The 14,655-nt window shown below is 72.1% G+C and carries 17 protein-coding genes; 10 read left to right on the top strand and 7 right to left on the bottom strand.

The window, feature by feature from the left end; genetic code table 11:
* Window positions 1-31: 31 nt before the first annotated feature.
* Together OG505_RS11555 and OG505_RS11550 are read right to left on the bottom strand one after the other, a co-directional pair.
* Window positions 32-466, bottom strand: coding sequence for a DUF4396 domain-containing protein (locus OG505_RS11555; RefSeq protein ID WP_405433094.1), 435 nt, complete (start codon window positions 464-466; stop codon window positions 32-34).
* A gap of 192 nt (window positions 467-658) precedes the next feature.
* On the bottom strand, window positions 659-1,750 hold the full coding sequence (locus OG505_RS11550) for a winged helix DNA-binding domain-containing protein (RefSeq protein WP_405433093.1): 1,092 nt from the start codon (window positions 1,748-1,750) through the stop codon (window positions 659-661).
* Window positions 1,751-1,985: 235 nt separating this feature from the next.
* On the opposite strand from OG505_RS11550, the gene OG505_RS11545 reads away from it, so the two are divergent.
* On the top strand, window positions 1,986-2,366 hold the full coding sequence (locus tag OG505_RS11545) for a hypothetical protein (RefSeq protein ID WP_393293036.1): 381 nt from the start codon (window positions 1,986-1,988) through the stop codon (window positions 2,364-2,366).
* Window positions 2,367-2,379: 13 nt separating this feature from the next.
* Window positions 2,380-3,918, top strand: a complete 1,539-nt coding sequence (locus tag OG505_RS11540) for a hypothetical protein (protein WP_405433092.1) — start codon at window positions 2,380-2,382, stop codon at window positions 3,916-3,918.
* 19 nt (window positions 3,919-3,937) lie between these two features.
* Here the strand turns inward: OG505_RS11540 and OG505_RS11535 are convergent, their stop codons facing one another.
* Window positions 3,938-4,321: a hypothetical protein gene (locus OG505_RS11535; protein WP_405433091.1), complete on the bottom strand. Its 384-nt coding sequence runs from the start codon at window positions 4,319-4,321 to the stop codon at window positions 3,938-3,940.
* 155 nt (window positions 4,322-4,476) lie between these two features.
* Between OG505_RS11535 and OG505_RS11530 the strand changes: the two genes are divergently transcribed.
* Together OG505_RS11530 and OG505_RS11525 are read left to right on the top strand one after the other, a co-directional pair.
* Window positions 4,477-4,947, top strand: coding sequence for a hypothetical protein (locus OG505_RS11530; RefSeq protein WP_405433090.1), 471 nt, complete (start codon window positions 4,477-4,479; stop codon window positions 4,945-4,947).
* Window positions 4,948-5,018: 71 nt separating this feature from the next.
* Window positions 5,019-5,462, top strand: a complete 444-nt coding sequence (locus OG505_RS11525; protein WP_405433089.1) for a DUF5990 family protein — start codon at window positions 5,019-5,021, stop codon at window positions 5,460-5,462.
* 611 nt (window positions 5,463-6,073) lie between these two features.
* Here OG505_RS11525 and OG505_RS11520 read toward each other — a convergent pair.
* Window positions 6,074-6,892, bottom strand: coding sequence for an alpha/beta fold hydrolase (locus OG505_RS11520; protein ID WP_405433088.1), 819 nt, complete (start codon window positions 6,890-6,892; stop codon window positions 6,074-6,076).
* Window positions 6,893-6,919: 27 nt separating this feature from the next.
* Complete coding sequence (locus OG505_RS11515; RefSeq protein WP_405433087.1) at window positions 6,920-7,585, bottom strand: DUF4097 family beta strand repeat-containing protein; 666 nt, start codon at window positions 7,583-7,585, stop codon at window positions 6,920-6,922.
* A gap of 244 nt (window positions 7,586-7,829) precedes the next feature.
* Here OG505_RS11515 and OG505_RS11510 point away from each other — a divergent pair, with 244 nt between their 5' ends.
* The 5 genes from OG505_RS11510 (at window position 7,830) to OG505_RS11490 (ending at window position 12,004) form a co-directional block, all read left to right on the top strand.
* Window positions 7,830-8,543: a helix-turn-helix domain-containing protein gene (locus OG505_RS11510; RefSeq protein WP_405433085.1), complete on the top strand. Its 714-nt coding sequence runs from the start codon at window positions 7,830-7,832 to the stop codon at window positions 8,541-8,543.
* A gap of 109 nt (window positions 8,544-8,652) precedes the next feature.
* On the top strand, window positions 8,653-9,159 hold the full coding sequence (locus tag OG505_RS11505; RefSeq protein WP_405433084.1) for a DUF6584 family protein: 507 nt from the start codon (window positions 8,653-8,655) through the stop codon (window positions 9,157-9,159).
* A 149-nt stretch (window positions 9,160-9,308) separates the two neighbouring features.
* Window positions 9,309-10,259, top strand: a complete 951-nt coding sequence (locus tag OG505_RS11500; protein WP_405433083.1) for an SRPBCC family protein — start codon at window positions 9,309-9,311, stop codon at window positions 10,257-10,259.
* A gap of 30 nt (window positions 10,260-10,289) precedes the next feature.
* A complete protein-coding gene (locus OG505_RS11495; RefSeq protein WP_405433082.1) occupies window positions 10,290-11,462 on the top strand; it encodes a zinc-dependent alcohol dehydrogenase in 1,173 nt (390 codons plus the stop codon).
* A gap of 155 nt (window positions 11,463-11,617) precedes the next feature.
* Entirely contained in the window at window positions 11,618-12,004 is a 387-nt protein-coding gene (locus tag OG505_RS11490) for a DUF2267 domain-containing protein (RefSeq protein WP_405433081.1), read from the top strand.
* Window positions 12,005-12,017: 13 nt separating this feature from the next.
* Here OG505_RS11490 and OG505_RS11485 read toward each other — a convergent pair whose 3' ends face one another.
* Window positions 12,018-13,496 carry a glutamate--cysteine ligase gene (locus tag OG505_RS11485; RefSeq protein WP_405433080.1) on the bottom strand — a complete coding sequence of 493 codons (1,479 nt, stop codon included), beginning with the start codon at window positions 13,494-13,496 and terminating at the stop codon, window positions 12,018-12,020.
* 183 nt (window positions 13,497-13,679) lie between these two features.
* Between OG505_RS11485 and OG505_RS11480 the strand changes: the two genes are divergently transcribed.
* Window positions 13,680-14,018 carry a DUF3817 domain-containing protein gene (locus OG505_RS11480; protein ID WP_405433078.1) on the top strand — a complete coding sequence of 113 codons (339 nt, stop codon included), beginning with the start codon at window positions 13,680-13,682 and terminating at the stop codon, window positions 14,016-14,018.
* Between the two features lie 38 nt (window positions 14,019-14,056).
* Here the strand turns inward: OG505_RS11480 and OG505_RS11475 are convergent, their stop codons facing one another.
* Complete coding sequence (locus OG505_RS11475; protein WP_405434471.1) at window positions 14,057-14,605, bottom strand: hypothetical protein; 549 nt, start codon at window positions 14,603-14,605, stop codon at window positions 14,057-14,059.
* Between the last annotated feature and the right edge of the window lie 50 nt (window positions 14,606-14,655).

Genomic DNA, 14,655 nt, shown 5'->3' with positions numbered 1-14,655 from the left:
CCGCCACGATCCACTCGCTGTCAGGTCACGGTCAGTCGTGGGAGAGGCGCCGTTCGATTCTCAGCCCCCGACCGAGCTGCCAGGAGGCGGTGGGCCACGCCGCGACGAAGCCGGCGATCAGCCCCAACTGGCCGGCGAACCAGAAGATCGGGCTGTCGGGTCGCAGGGGTGGCTCGGGAAAGACCACGCGGTGCGCGAGCGTCAGCCACCCGAACAGCGCCAACTCGAACGCGGTGATGGTCAGCAGTTCGACCCGGACGACCGTGGACATCGCGTGCCAGACCTTCGTGCCGCTGCGACCGGGCGCGCCGACGTACCGGAAGAGCACTGCTATCACCACCGCCGCCAGGTAGTCCCCGGCGTAGTCGACCCACAGGGTCTCGTGGGCCGGGTCGGATCTCATCAGGTACAGGGCCACCTCGGCGACGACGAAACCGAGGGCGCAGTGGGCGCCGCAGCGCGACACCTGGGTGACGACGATGCCCCGGTGTGGACGATCGCGCGGCTGACGACGCCGACCGTGAGGGAGACCCAGGCCAGCGCCAGGAGCCAGGTCGGTTGCATCCTCGCCCCTCTCCGCGCGTCGGGCGTCGGCGCGTTCCGCAGTCGAGCGCCGAGGGGTCTCCGCAGTCTCTCAGCCCGTTCGACGCGCGGGGACCTAACTGCCGAAGTCGACGCCGCTGAGGGAGACGGCGCGGTGGGCGGCGAGACGTTCGGCCTGTGCGGTGACGGCCGTGCGCGCGGTACGCGACAGCGGCTGCCAGGGCTGGACCGCGACCGTGAACGTCCTGCCGGACTTACGGGGACGCCAGGTGCCGACGAGGTCACCGTCGACCAGGACGGCGCCGGGGCGACCCAGCACCGGCCACAGCTCCTTGGCGCGGGCGGTGTCCGGCACCAGCGTCGTCCGGTCCTTGGCCTGGAGGAACAGGTCGAACGGGCCGAGGAGGCGGGCGCCCCTGGCATCGGCCGAGTCCAGCGCCTCCTCGTCGGCGGCCAGCAGCGAGCGCGCCTGCCCGTCGACAGTCACCTCGATCACGTCGTCGGGCCAGCGGGCCTTCACATCCTTGACCGGGGCGTCCAGATAGTCGGCCACGTGTTTCGGGGTGGCCGGGCCGAGCAGGCGAAGGTAGGCGCGGACGAGGTCGAAGCGGTCGCCCGCGCTGGCCGCCCTGCGGAACCCGGTGATGCGTCGCAGGACCGGTGGTGACGTGTCGAGCTCCAACTCCAGCCCGGCGCGCACGGCGGCGAGCCGGAACGGCATCTCGTAGATGTGCGTGGCGTCGCAGGGCCGGCAGAACCGCTGATACGGCTCGGGCAGCACCGCGGCCAGGCGGCCGGACACGTCACCCTTGACCGTCGGCCTGGTGACGATGGCCCGCATGCGGGCTGCCACCTCGTCCAGGGCCGCGAGATTGGCGATGCCGGCCGCCTTCAACGGCTTGGCGGCGTCGTAGATGCGCTTGCCCGCGTCGGCATCGGAGAACGGTTCGAGCGCTGCCACCACGCGCCCCACGTCGGCCCGGCGGTAGAGGTGCGGGGCGCCGCGCACCGTCCACAGCAGGACCACCTGCTCGTCGGACAACGCGGTCACGTCGACCCCGCGCGCGGCCAACGCCCACCGGGCGCCGTCGGGGCCGGTGTTCTGCACACCGATGGCCAGGACCGCGGTGTCGGCGAGCGTGCCCTCAGCCCTGTCGAGCTGCTGGGCCCGGACACGGAAGCGCAGCACCTGACGACTGTCAACCATGCCTGCACCCTAGGGCCTCCCGCGGCGGTGGCTGTTCCGGTCGCGCCATCGCCGCGATGGTGACCTCACCGGGCCTGTCGTCATCCGGACACCAGGTGGCGTGCCCGCCCGCCACCTGCGTGGACGGTCGCCGCCGCACCCACCACCCGGCGCGGGGCGTCGGCGTGGGTGCCCACGGGCGGTGTCCGGATGGTGCAATAGGGGCACGTTGCTGGCGTCGCTGACGGAGGTGCTCGTGGACGGTGTGGAACTGCTTCTCTCCGCGCTGGCGCTCGGTGTGTCGACTGGCGTCACCGACGCGACCAGCGTCGCGGTCCGCGACGCCGCCGAGAGCTTCCGCAGCCTGGTCCGCCGCCGGCTGACGGGCGACGGCCAGGAGGCGCTGCGGTCGTTGGAGGCCGAGGGCACCGAATCGGACGTCTGGCAGGTACGCCTCGCCGACGAACTCACCCGAGCGGGCGTCGACCGGGACGAGCAGATCCTCCGCCTCGCGCGGGACCTGTTGGCGCGCGCCGAGGCGCCCGCTGCCCGCACCGAGATCGGGCCGGTCGACGTGCGCGGGGCACAGGGCGTCCAGTTCGGCAGCGCCAGCATCCAGCACATTACCTTCAACTGAGGCAGCCGGGCGGATGGGCGACAGCGGGCAGCCGGACGACAACCGGTCGCGCGGCATCGACGCCCGCCACGCCCGGGGCGTGCAGTTCGGCGACAACAGCCTCCAATACATCAACTTCGGCCCGATCGTGCGATCGGCGTACCTGGCGGAGGTGCACCGGATCGCCCCGGCCGAGCTGCTCGACCGGGATGCCGAGCTGGCGCGGCTGGCGGCCTTCTGCACGGCTGACGGGCCGGGCGCGTACCAGCGGTGGGAGGCCGAGCCGGGCGCCGGGATGACCGCGCTGCTGTCCTGGTTCGTGCTCCACCCGCCCCCGGGCGTACGGGTCGTGTCGTTCTTCGCCATCGCCCGCCGCGCCGAACAGGACACCCGCGACGCGTTCGTCGACGTGGTGCTGGAGCAGTTGGTCGAGCTGACCGACGGGACCATGCCGGGTCATCTCACCAGGGCCACTGGGGAGGCGCACCTGCTGAGCCGGTACACCGACGCCGCCCGGGCATGTGAACAGCGGGGCGAACGGTTGGTGCTGGTGGTCGACGGCCTCGACGCCCGGCGCAACGCCTCGGGTGTCGCGACGCTCCTGCCCGACCGGCTGGTCGGTGAGATGCGGGTGGTGCTCGGCACCGACGTCGGATGGCGGGTCCCCGCCGACCTGCCACCGCGGCATCCGCTGCGGGAACGGACCCGCCCCCACCCGCTGCCGCCGTTCGTCGGCCCTGCCGAGCGGGCCCGGCGGAAGGCGGACGCCGCCCGACGGGCCGACGAGCGGACCCGGCGCGAGGCGGAGGCCGCCCGACGCGCCGAAGAGCAGGCGCGACACAAGGCGGAGGCCGCGCGGTTAGCTGAGGAGCAGGCGCGACGGGAAGCGGAGGTCGCCCGGCGGAAAGCCGATGAGTCGGCCCGGCGGGAGGCGGAGCGCGAGCAGGCGGCCGCCGAGAAACGCCGCAACGTACAGCGGCAGATCGACGAGTGGCAGGCCGCCGAGGCGCAACGGGTCAGCCTGGCGGCTCGGGCGGCAGCCGTGCGTCGGGCGCTGACGTTCGTCGTCGGGTGGACGGCCCTCTTTGTCCTTCTCACCTGGCTGGCCCTGGGCTGGGCCCGTCCGGGGGTCGCGGGCATCCTGAGCGCCCAGCTCGTGGCGGGCGGGCTCGCCGCCGCGGTCGTGCTCGTCCCGGCCGCGTTCCGGCTCGGCGGGGCGTACGCGCCGGCGCCGGCCTCGCCCGCCGCCTGGATCGACCGATCCCGGTACGGCCTGCTGCTGCAGTTGATCGCCTTCCCGGTGCTCGTCGTCGTGGGCGGAGCTATGGCGAGCGACTACCTCGACTTCCGCGACCACCGGCAACTGGAGCGTTCCCTCGGCATCGCCGGGGCCCTGCCCTCGTTCGACGAGGTGGTGGCCGCGTTCTTCCTGCTGCTCGTCGCGGGCGGCTGCGTCTGGGCCGGCTGGTGCCTCGCTGCGAGGTCCGTCCGGCCCTGGGAAGAACGGCACCGGGAGCAGCAACGCGCGTACCGGGAAGCCGTCGGCGGCCGCGGCACCCGCCCGCGCCGCTGACGGCGACCCGGACCGTCCGTCAGGTGGTCCGCGCTCCGCGCCGGGCGAGCACGTCGCGGATGGTGAAGACGACGAGCGACAGCGGCACGAAGACCCACAGCTGAAGGACGGTGTAGCGGCGGAGCTCCCGGTCCGTGTCGGCGCCGGTCAGCTCGGCGTCGAGGGCGCCGCGCCGCGTCAACATGATGGCGTACGCGGACAGCGGAGCGTAGTTGAGGCCCGCCCCGACGAGCCACAGGCCGAACGCCCGGGCGCCGAGTTCGTCGGAGGACGCCAACAGCCAGCTGCCCCACGCCACCATGGCGACCACGCCGACGAGGAACTCGGCCAGGATGATCCGCCGTCGGCGGGTGGTGCCCCGGCTGCCGTACATGTCGATGGCCGCCAGACGACGAACGTTCATGAGGCGATGATGCCACCGGCGAGCAACCTCCGGAGTCGGGCCGATTCCGCTCGGGCGACCCGGCCCTGAATCGGGCCGCGGGCCGGGGCATGGCCGTGGTGTCGCGCGCGGATCTCCCGAAGATGGTCCGGTGGGCGCCGGACTACAGTTCGAGGGTGATCAGTGCACCACGGGAGGCACAGGCGCGCGTCGGTCCGGTCGGCGCGTTGCTCTTCCGACTGGTGTTCCTGGCCATCTGCCTGCCCGGCCCGCTCCTGCTCGCCGTCGCCGTGACGCTGGCGCCACCGCGGTCGTCCGCCGAGTTCTGGGGCCTTCTCGCCGGCGGCATCCTCGCGACGATCATCGGAGTCGGCTTCGGCGTCCTCGGGTTGCGGCTGGTCACCCGTTCGCGGCGCGACGCCCGTCGGCTGTCCAGCGGCGGTGTCGCGGCGACGGCGGAGATTCTCGCGGTGACGAACCAGCCGGGCGGCGAGGAGCCCGCACTGGAACTGCGCCTGCGGATCAGCGGACCCGGATTCGCGACGTTCGAGGCGGAATCGATCCGACCGGTCGACCCGGCTCTCGTGCTGGGCGCGGTGCTGGCTGCCGTCGTGCATCCGGCTGACCGCCTTTTTACGATCGTCTAGCGGCCACCCGGGATGGGTGCGCCATCCGTCGGCGCAGCAGGCGGTCGACGTCGGAGAGACCGGAGGGTGGGGTGCGCGTTCGAATCGAGGGCAGCGACCTCCCGGGTCGGCGCGGTGGCGCGGACGCCGACGCGCTGCGGCTCGGCAACGTGCACGTAGGGGTCCAGCGCAAAACCGAGGTGATCGATCGCGTGCCGGCCGACGCGATCACCGCCACCTGGACCGTCGAGGTGTCCAGCCGGGAGGTCGACGGGATGCTGGACGTCGGAGGGCCGTTCGTGCACGGCCGTCCCGGAGCGCGGTTTCTGTACCTGAGCTGGGGCACGGTGACCGAGGACGGGTTCGCGATGTTCCGACGAGCGAAGCTGATGTTCACCGACGTCCCGACCGCGCTGCTGCGCGCCGCACACGACGACGGCGGGCTCCTGGTCGGCAGACTCGGCCTGACGGACGCGGCCGGGGAGCCGGTGTGCGCCCGGGTCCAGCCTCCCGCCATCACCTGGACGGTGGAGTAACAGGCGGTCGCGGCCGCTGGCACCGGCCCGCGCGCAGCCCACTGTCACGGCGAACGGGTGCTGGCCGGCGGCGAGGCCAGCAGGGAGGGGCGGGACAGGTGGGGACGTGCCACGAGCTGGCGCGGCGGCCGCGGCGGTGACGGTGTGGCGATGGCTGCACGATGCGGCTGCGGCTGCGGCTGCGGCAGTGCGGTGCGGTGCGGCTGGGGGTGGTCTGGCAGCGGCTGAGGGGGTGGATGGCTCCTATGGAGCTGATGTCGTGAACGAATCAACGCGCTTTCCGGCCGTCGACTGTGGTCGCGACCCGTGCCACGCCCCGTGCGGCCGGTGATGTCGCAAACGAATCAGCTCCAAAGGACGCGACCAACACCTCGCCCACGGGGCGTGACCCGGCCCCGGCCGCCAGGGTCGCCTCTGGCCGTCCGGGTCGTCTCTGGCCGTCCGGTGGTCCTGGCCGTCCGGGTCGTCTCTGGCCGCCCGGTGGTCGTGGCCGTCCGGGCCGTCCCTGGCCGCCGGATCGTCGCGGCTGTCCCGGCGGCGCCTGCCGTCCCGGCTGCCCGGTCGCTCGAGGCGACGGGGGAGCCGGGACCGGGCGAGCGGCGGCGTGGTCGTCAGCGTTTCGTGGGGTCGAGGGCGGCGACCTCGCGTACGGCGGTGGCGACCGCCGCGAAGTCCTTCTTGAGGATCGCGCCGTGGTTGCTGGTGACCTTCGCGCCGACTCGGATGTTCGGGTTGCGGACGGTTACCGCGTCGAGGCTGGCACGGATGTGTTCCTGCTCGTCGCCCTTGCTGCCGAAGGACGTCCCCGACGCGACCACGTACCGCACCGGAACGGTGATGGCGTCGAGCACCGGGCCCAGCTCACGCTCGGCGGAGAGTCGCCCCAGCTCGATGTTGCTCGCCGCCTGCTCGTCGGCGTTCATCCGCGGGGCCAGGCCCGTCGGGCGTAGCAGCGGCATGAACCAGCGCATCCGCCGGAACAGCTTGCGGATGCGCTGCTCCATGGCCTCGTCCAGCCAGTCGTGCGGGAACGCGCCGTCGACCAGCACCGCCCCGACTGTACGGTCCGGGTTCCGGCTGGCCCAGTGCGCGCCGACGACCGCCCCGTACGACCAGCCCACGAGCACCGCCCGGTCCACGCCCCGGGCGGCGAGAACGGCGTCGACGTCCCGGACGGCCGCCTCGAACGAATAGTCCGCCGAGCGCCCCGACTTTCTGCCGCGGGCTCGCTCGTCGTAGGTGATGTGCCGCCACCCGGTGCCCAGGTCGGCGATGACGCGTCGCCAGTACCCCTGGGTGGCGAACTGGCCGTTGAGGAAGACCACCGGGATGCCCGAACCGCCGGTGTCGGTGACGGCCAGAGCCGTGTCGTCGACCGGCACCATGCCGGTCCACGTCGAGCTGGTCGAGGAGGGGTTGTTCGTCGTCATGGTCGTACTCCTTGCGGGGTTGGGGGTTCAGAGGCTGCGGGCGGTGATGTCGCCGCGCGAGGTGCTGGCGTGGATGTCGAGGTCGGCGCTGCCGGTGTTGGTGAGGGCGTTGCTGACCCGGCCGTGGCCGGTGCCGGCGTCCAGGGCGGCCGAGACGCCGCTGGCGGCGGCGACCGAGATGTCGCCGGACTGGGTACGCAGCACGACCGCGCCGCGTCGGGCCTCGGCGACGAGGATGTCGCCCCGCGTCGTGCTGATCTCGGCCGGGCCGTTGAGTCGGCCGACCTCGACGTCGCCGTCGATCGCGGTGAGACGCACGCTCGCGGCTTCGTCGATCTTGATATGGCGGTACGCGCCGTCGACGGTGACGTCGCCGAGGCGTCCGACGCCGCGCAGTTCGGCGCTGGCGGCCCGGACCTCGACGCGGGAGTCGGCGGGGAGTTGAACGGTCACCTCCACCGAGCCGGAGGGGCCGAGGAGCTGGTTGGCCGGGGTCGCGGTCGTGACCCGCAGGACGCCGTCGGCGTACGCGATGGTGGTCCGCTCGGCGGCCCGGGTGTCGCGGCTGCGGCCGGCGTCGGTGGGCCGGACCTCGACGGTGGTGTCCGCGCGGTCGGCGGCGATGAACTGGACGCGCCCGGCGGGGATGTCCAGGACGGCGGAGATGGGCGTGGGGGTCGGGAAGCTCTGCATGACGCTCTCCTGGTGCTCGCAGCGACGTTTCTGATATGGGAAACGCTACGTTGCTTTCCACTTGACGGCAACGCCGCTGTTGCGCCCAAGCCCTATATGCCCAGCTCAAGGGCTTGCATGTGTTGCAATGGTCCGGAATATAACGCAACGCTGCGGCGATGCTTCATTGCAATCGAATGACGGTGAACGCTATGGTGGGAGCGCGCGGGGCGCTCCGGAAAAAACCACCACCGAGGAGATCGCGATGCCGGGAGGCAGACTCACCCAGCAGGAACGCCAGCAGATCGCGCTGGGGCTCGCCGACAGCCTGCCGTACGCCGAGATCGCCCGGCGGCTCGGCCGTCCGACCTCGACGGTCACCCGCGAGGTGCTGCGCAACGGCGGCCCGACCGCCTACCGCGCCGACCTGGCGCACCGCGCCACCGAACGCCGCGCCCGCCGACGCGTGCCCGCCTCCGCCCGAGCGGCCGAGTCGGTCGCGCAGTCGCACGGCCGCGACACCGAGGCCGTCGCCGAGTACGCGGAGACGTTCACGACCGTCCTGATGGCCTCGGGCCTGAACAAGATGTCAGCCCGGGTGCTGACCTGCCTGTTCACCACCGACTCGGGCAGCCTGAGGGCGTCGGAGCTCGCCCAGCGCCTCCAGGTCAGCCCGGCGTCCATCTCCAAGGCGATCGCCTTTCTGGAGAGCCAGAGCCTCGTGCGCCGAGAGCGCGACGAGCGCCGTCGCGATCGCTACGTCGTCGACAACGAACTCTTCTACCAGGCGACGATCGCCAGCGCCCGCGCCAACGACCAGCTCGTCGAGACGGCACGCCAGGGCGTCGCCGTCCTCGGTCCGCACACCCCCGCCGCCGCCCGTTTGGAGAACATCGCCCGCTTCCTGGACTTCATCAGCGAGAGCATCACCCGTGCCGCCGAACAGGCCCGCGACGTCCTGCACAGCAGACCCGAGTGACCGTCAGGCGAAAGCGGGTCCAGGTGGCCGGCAGCAGGGTAGAGGGTGAACAGTGGCTCAGCGGAATTCGGGTGTCGGCGCGGCAGGCGTACCCCTCACAATGGCCGCCATGGCGAGAGAGCACGTACTGGCGAAGGTCGAGGCCGACCTGCGGCGTGGGCACGTCCACCCCGCGATGCAGCGGCTGGCGAGCCTGACCGCCGCGTACCCCGACGACCTGGAGTTGCGCTCCCGGCGTGCCGCGCTGTACCGACAGGTGGGCAACGTGGCCGAGGCCGGTAGGTGGGGGTTCCTCACCGAGGACGCCGACGCCCAGGAGATCGCCGCGTTCGAGAGGGCCTACCCGGGCGCCTGGCAACGTCTGCGCGCGCTGCGGGTGATCGCCGATCCCACCGACCGGCTCGGGCCGGTGGCGGGCACGCGGCTCGCCCACCTGGTCGGTCAGGCCGAGCGGGAGGGCCCTGCCCCGGTCGCCTGGACCGACGTCGGCCCCCGCTCGGGCGAGCCCGACTCGTGGCGGGACGCGCTGGACTGCCTGGTGACGACCGTGATCGGTCTGGTCCTGGTGGCGCTCACCGTCGTCGGCCTGATCACCGTGCTGCGCTGGGCGCTGTAGGAAGACCCGGGTAGGCGCGGTGAGCGACGTGTGGGGCGTTCTGTCCCGAATCGGTCTCCTCGGGTCGGCGTAGCGCATAGCGTCACGGAGGCGGACCCACCGCCGATGCGCCGCGCGTCGACGGCACGGCCCCGCGAAAGGAACCCGACATGGATCGAGTCGAGACGGTGCTCCTGCCGGAGCTGGACGGGCCGGTCCCGACGACCCTGCCGAGGGCGCTGGGCCTGTTGAGCCTGGCCCTGGGCGTGGGCGCACTGGCCGTACCCCGGTCCCTCGCGCGACTGACCGGGGTGGACGACTCCCCGGCGGCGCAGGCGGTCATCCCGGCCGTCGGCGCACGCGAGCTGGTGCACGCCGTCGGCCTGCTCACCGGCCGCCGACCCGCCGGCTGGGCGTGGACGCGGGTGGCCGGTGACGCGCTCGACCTCACCCTGCTGGGCCGGGCGATGGCCGACCGTCGGGGTGAACGCCGACGCCGCCTGGCGTTGACGACCGCCGCGATCGCCGGCATCGCCGCCCTGGACGCGGCCGTCGCCATCGGCGTCGGCCGCGCGCGACGGGCCCGCGCCCGGGTGATCCGGATGGAGATCGCGGTGACCGTGAACCGGTCGCCCGCGGAGGCGTACCGGTTCTGGCGCGACGTGGAGAACCTGCCGAAGTTCATGGCGCACCTGGAGTCGGTACGCGCCGACGACCTGCGCCGCTCCCACTGGGTCGCGCGCGGCCCGGCCGGTCGCCACATCGAGTGGGACGCCGAGATCATCGACGACCAGCCGAACAAATCCCTAACCTGGCGCTCGTTGCCGGGCGCCCGGGTGGCCAACGCCGGGCGGGTCCGGTTCGTGCCCGCCCCGGGTGACCGGGGCACCGAGGTGCGGGTGCAACTGCGCTACGCGCCCCCGGCCGGCGCGCTGGGCCGAGCGGTGGCCAAGCTCTTCGGCGCGGAGCCCGAGCAGCAGGTCCGCGACGACCTGCGCCGGTTCAAGCAGGTGCTGGAGGCCGGCGAGGTGGTCCGCTCCGAGGGCAGCCCGAACGGCATCTCCGTACGCCAGCAGGCCATGCAGCGGCCCGCGCAGCCGGTGCCGACGTCCCGTCGCTGACCACAGACGCCTTCGAAAGGGATCCCAGAGATGAAGGCCACCGCCTGGATGGGCACCGACAGCGTCAAGGTGATCGACGTGCCCGACCCGACGATCATGAATGCCCGCGACGCGATCGTGAAGATCAGCACCACCGCGATCTGCGGCTCCGACCTGCACCTCTACCACGGCTACATCCCGGCCATGCGCAAGGGAGACATCCTCGGCCACGAGTTCATGGGCGAGGTGGTCGAGGTGGGTCCGCAGGTGCGCAACCTCAAACCCGGTGATCGGGTGGTGGTGCCCTTCCCGATCGCCTGCGGGCACTGCTCGTCGTGCCAGCGGGGCCTGTACTCGGTGTGCGAGAACTCCAACCCCAATGCCGGGATCGCCGAGAAGGTCATGGGCCACTCGCCGGCCGGAATCTTCGGCTACTCCCACCTCCTCGGCGGGTACGCGGGCGGTCAGGCCGAGTACGCCCGGGTGCCGTTCGCCGACGTCGGCCCGCTCAAGGTGCCCGACGACATCCCCGACGACCAGGCGGTCATGCTCGCCGACGTCTTCCCGACCGGCTACATGGGCGCCGAGATGTGCGACATCAAACCGGGGCAGGTCATCGCGGTCTGGGGCGCGGGACCGGTCGGGCTGCTCGCCGCCGCCAGCGCCCGGCTGCTCGGCGCGGAGCGCGTGATCGTCATCGACCGGATCCCGTACCGGCTGCGGCTCGCCGAGGAGCACGCCGGCGCCGAGACGATCAACTATGAGGACGTCGACGTGCTCGACACCCTCAACGAGATGACCGCCGGTCGGGGGCCGGACGCCTGCATCGACGCGGTCGGCCTGGAGGGCCACCACGGCAACGCGGCCCTGTACGCGTACGACCGGGCCAAGCAGGCCACGCGGACCGAGACGGAACGGCCCTTCGCGCTGCGCGAGGCGATCCTGGCCTGCCGCTCCGGCGGGGTGGTGTCGGTCGTCGGCGCGTACGGGGGCGTCGTCGACAAGTTCCCGATGGGCGCGTTCATGAACCGGTCGCTGATCATGCGGACCGGCCAGTGTCACGTGCAGCGCTACACCCAGCCACTGTTGGAGCGCATCCAGCGCGGCGAGATCGACCCGAGCTTCATCGTCAGCCACCGCCTGCCGCTGCGCGACGCCCCGAAGGGCTACAAGATCTTCCAGAAGAAGCAGGACGACTGCACGAAGGTGCTGCTGAAGGTCTGAGCATCGACCGGCTGCGGCCTCGACTGGGCGCATCGGCACCCGGACACCGCATCACCGGACGCCGCGCCACCCCGTTTGTGCCCGGCGAGCCGGGGAAACCGCCCCGTTCGCCCGGCGGGCCGCACGGCCGGCCGAGCCGACGAAAGGAGCGGTTCATGGAGTACGACCAGATGATCGCCACGGTACGCCAGCGCGCGGGCCTCGGGGAGAACGAGGCCGTGCGGTCCGTACAGGCCGTCCTGTCGGTGCTCGGCGAACGGCTCGCCGGACAGGAGGCCGACCACCTGGCGGCACAGCTACCGGATCGGCTGGACACGTCGGTCACCCGCAATCCGCAGGGCCGCCGGTGGGACATCGGTGAGTTCCTCAAGCACGTCGGTGACCGGGAGCAGGTCGCGAACGCGGACCAGGTGCGTCAACACGCTCAGGCGGTGCTGCATACGGTCGCCGAGGCTCTCGACGACGACCAGCGACAGGACCTGCTCGCCCAACTTCCGGGCGGCATCACCGACCTGTTCGGCGTGCCGACACCGCGCGGTTGACCGTCGCCTCGCCTCAGGGGATCGGCCACTCGTGCACCGGCCGGTTGCTGTGCATCAACGTCACGTAGTGCCGGACCACCTCGCGCAGCGCCTCCGGCCGGTCCAGGTGATCGGCGGACTCCAACCGGTGCAGCGTCTCCACCTGCCAGGTCGCGCCGTTGCGGCTGGTCAGGCAGCGCTGCTCGATGATGCCCAGCAACCGGTCGCGCTCGGTCGGGTCGAGGCCCCACCGGTCCAGGCCGTGGTACGCCATCGGCAGCAGCCGGCGCAGCACCAGCTCGGTGACCGGCAGGTAACCGAGGCCGGGCCAGAAGACCTGCGCGTCGATGCCGTGCCGGGCGCAACTGGTGAAGTTCTCCTCGGCGGCGCTGAACGACATCTGCGACCACAGTGGGCGGTCCGACTCGGCCAGGGCACGGACCAGTCCGAAGTAGAAGACCCCGTTGGCGATGGTGTCCAGCACGGTCGGCCCGGCCGGCAGCACCCGGTTCTCGACGCGCAGGTGCGGCCGGCCGCGCGACACGTCGTACACCGGACGGTTCCAGCGGTAGATCGTGCCGTTGTGCAGCCGCAGCTCGGCCAGGTTGGGCACCTCACCGGCCGCGAGGGTCTGCGCCGGGTCCTGCGGGTCGCACACCGGCAGCAGCGCCGGGAAGTAGCGGACGTTCTCCTCGAACAGGTCGAACACGCTGGTGATCCAGCGTTCGCCGAACCAGACTCTGGGGCGTACGCCCTGGGCTTTGATCTCTTCCGGCCGGGTGTCGGTGGCCTGCTGGAACAGCGGGATGCGGGTCTCGCGCCACAGCTCCCGGCCGAAGAACAGCGGCGCGTTCGCGCCCAACGCCACCTGGATGCCGGCGACCACCTGGGCGGCGTTCCAGTAGTCGGCGAACTGCGCCGGGCTGACCTGGAGGTGGAACTGGGTGCTCGTGCAGGCCGCCTCCGGGGTGATCGTGTCGGCGGTGACCGCCAGGCGCTCCACCCCGCTGATGGCGATCGGCAGATCCTCACCCCGGGCGGCGAAGATCTGCTCGTTGAGCAGCCTGTAGCGCGGGTTCGCCGAGAGCGTCCCGGCGGTCAGGTGCTCGGGCCGCAACGTCGGCAGGATGCCGATCATGACCATGTGCGCGCCGATCGCCCGCGCCTTCTCCTCGGCGGCGTTGAGGCTGGCCCGCACATGCTCCTCGAAGTCGGCGGTGCCGGTGCCGGTCAGCCGCCGCGGCGGCACATTGATCTCGATGTTGAACTGGCCCAGCTCGGTCTGGAAGCTCGGATCCTCGATAGCCGCCAACACGTCGGCGTTGCGCATCGCCGGGTTCGACGCCTCATCGACCAAATTCAGCTCGATCTCCAGCCCGGTCATCGGCCGGTCGATGTCGAACCGCGACTCGCGCAACATCTCGGCGAAGACGTCCAGGCAGTTGCGCACCTTCTCGCGGTAACGGGCCCGGTCCTCCCGACTGAAGGTCCGTACGCCGACATCCTCGCCCATGGTCACCACCCTGTCACCGCTGGTCCCCCCAAACCTCGCACGGAGCCGGCGGGCGGGGAAGACCCGAGGGTTTCTTTCCTACCCAGTCGCGGGCCCCGTGACCCCTGTCGCACGCTGCGTGGTCGGCGAGGGCGCGAACGGGCGGCACCGTTAGCATTGCCGCCCGAGAGGTGGTGGCGTCCGATGCGCGAGAAGGTGACCCGGCTGTTCGTCGCGGCGGCGATCGCCGAGGCCTGCTCCTGGCTGGCCCTGCTGGCCGGAATGGCCGTCAAGTACGGGCCGCCCGGCAACGAGCTGGGCGTCAAGGTCTTCGGCCCGATCCACGGCGGCCTGTTCATCGCGTACGGGCTGCTGGTGCTCGCGGTGGCCCGGCTGCGCCGGTGGAGCCTGCCGGTGACCGTCGTGGCGCTGGCCTGTGCCGTGCCGCCGTTCGCCACCGTGATCTTCGAGCGCTGGGCCCGCCGCAGGGGAATCCTCGACGTCGACGGCCGCCCGGCCCGCGAGCCCGCACCCGTCGGCTGACGCACCGCCCGGCCGGTGGGCGGCCCCGCTGGCGCAGGTCAGGTCAGCGCGGAGCAGGCCACCACGCCGGCGAGCAACAGCGCGCCCACCACCGCCTGCAACAGCAGTGGCGGGCCGAGATGCGACCAGAGCGTCGCGGTACGCGGCGTGAGTAACTGCCCGGTGGTGAGGTTGACGATCCGCTCGATGCGCGGCGGCAACTCCGGGTCGCGCTGCGGGCGCAGGGTGAGCTGCACCTGGTCGGCCGGGTGCAGCGCGCTCTGCGGCAGGTGCCCGTGCAGCTCCACCTCACAGAGCTGACCGGCGGTGTTGCGCAGGCGCACCGGGGTGACCAGATACTCCGGGCCCTGCTTCAGCTCCTTCCAGCGCCGCCGGGTGCCGCCGCCGCCGAACGAGAAGAGCGCGCGCAGCAGCAGGGCGGGCAGTCGGGCGAACGCCGCCGCGGCGAGCACCGCGACCAGCACCGGTTGGCCGACGCGTATCTCGCGGGTGTAGCCGTCGAGCAGGCGGACCAGCCGCCCGGTGACGATCCGCTCCGTCGGGTGCACGATCCGTCGGGTATCGAGTCCGCTGTCCATCCCCACCACCGAGAGTCCGCTTGTGTTCACTGATCGTATCGATGTCCCCGGTTGAACGA

The sequence above is a fragment of the Micromonospora sp. NBC_00617 genome (assembly GCF_045161355.1).
In the GTDB taxonomy this organism is placed as follows: domain Bacteria; phylum Actinomycetota; class Actinomycetes; order Mycobacteriales; family Micromonosporaceae; genus Micromonospora.
This window is presented reverse-complemented; position numbering and strand designations above follow the sequence as displayed.

Excerpts from the sequence above, each read along its gene's own strand:
- OG505_RS11505 (WP_405433084.1), top strand. The coding sequence starts at position 8,653 with ATGGCGAGAGAGCACGTACTGGCGAAGGTCGAGGCCGACCTGCGGCGT.
- OG505_RS11510 (WP_405433085.1), top strand. The coding sequence starts at position 7,830 with ATGCCGGGAGGCAGACTCACCCAGCAGGAACGCCAGCAGATCGCGCTG.
- OG505_RS11485 (WP_405433080.1), bottom strand. The coding sequence starts at position 13,496 with ATGGGCGAGGATGTCGGCGTACGGACCTTCAGTCGGGAGGACCGGGCC.
- OG505_RS11500 (WP_405433083.1), top strand. The coding sequence starts at position 9,309 with ATGGATCGAGTCGAGACGGTGCTCCTGCCGGAGCTGGACGGGCCGGTC.
- OG505_RS11535 (WP_405433091.1), bottom strand. The coding sequence starts at position 4,321 with ATGAACGTTCGTCGTCTGGCGGCCATCGACATGTACGGCAGCCGGGGC.
- OG505_RS11540 (WP_405433092.1), top strand. The coding sequence starts at position 2,380 with ATGGGCGACAGCGGGCAGCCGGACGACAACCGGTCGCGCGGCATCGAC.
- OG505_RS11550 (WP_405433093.1), bottom strand. The coding sequence starts at position 1,750 with ATGGTTGACAGTCGTCAGGTGCTGCGCTTCCGTGTCCGGGCCCAGCAG.
- OG505_RS11520 (WP_405433088.1), bottom strand. The coding sequence starts at position 6,892 with ATGACGACGAACAACCCCTCCTCGACCAGCTCGACGTGGACCGGCATG.
- OG505_RS11480 (WP_405433078.1), top strand. The coding sequence starts at position 13,680 with ATGCGCGAGAAGGTGACCCGGCTGTTCGTCGCGGCGGCGATCGCCGAG.
- OG505_RS11490 (WP_405433081.1), top strand. The coding sequence starts at position 11,618 with ATGGAGTACGACCAGATGATCGCCACGGTACGCCAGCGCGCGGGCCTC.
- OG505_RS11515 (WP_405433087.1), bottom strand. The coding sequence starts at position 7,585 with ATGCAGAGCTTCCCGACCCCCACGCCCATCTCCGCCGTCCTGGACATC.
- OG505_RS11495 (WP_405433082.1), top strand. The coding sequence starts at position 10,290 with ATGAAGGCCACCGCCTGGATGGGCACCGACAGCGTCAAGGTGATCGAC.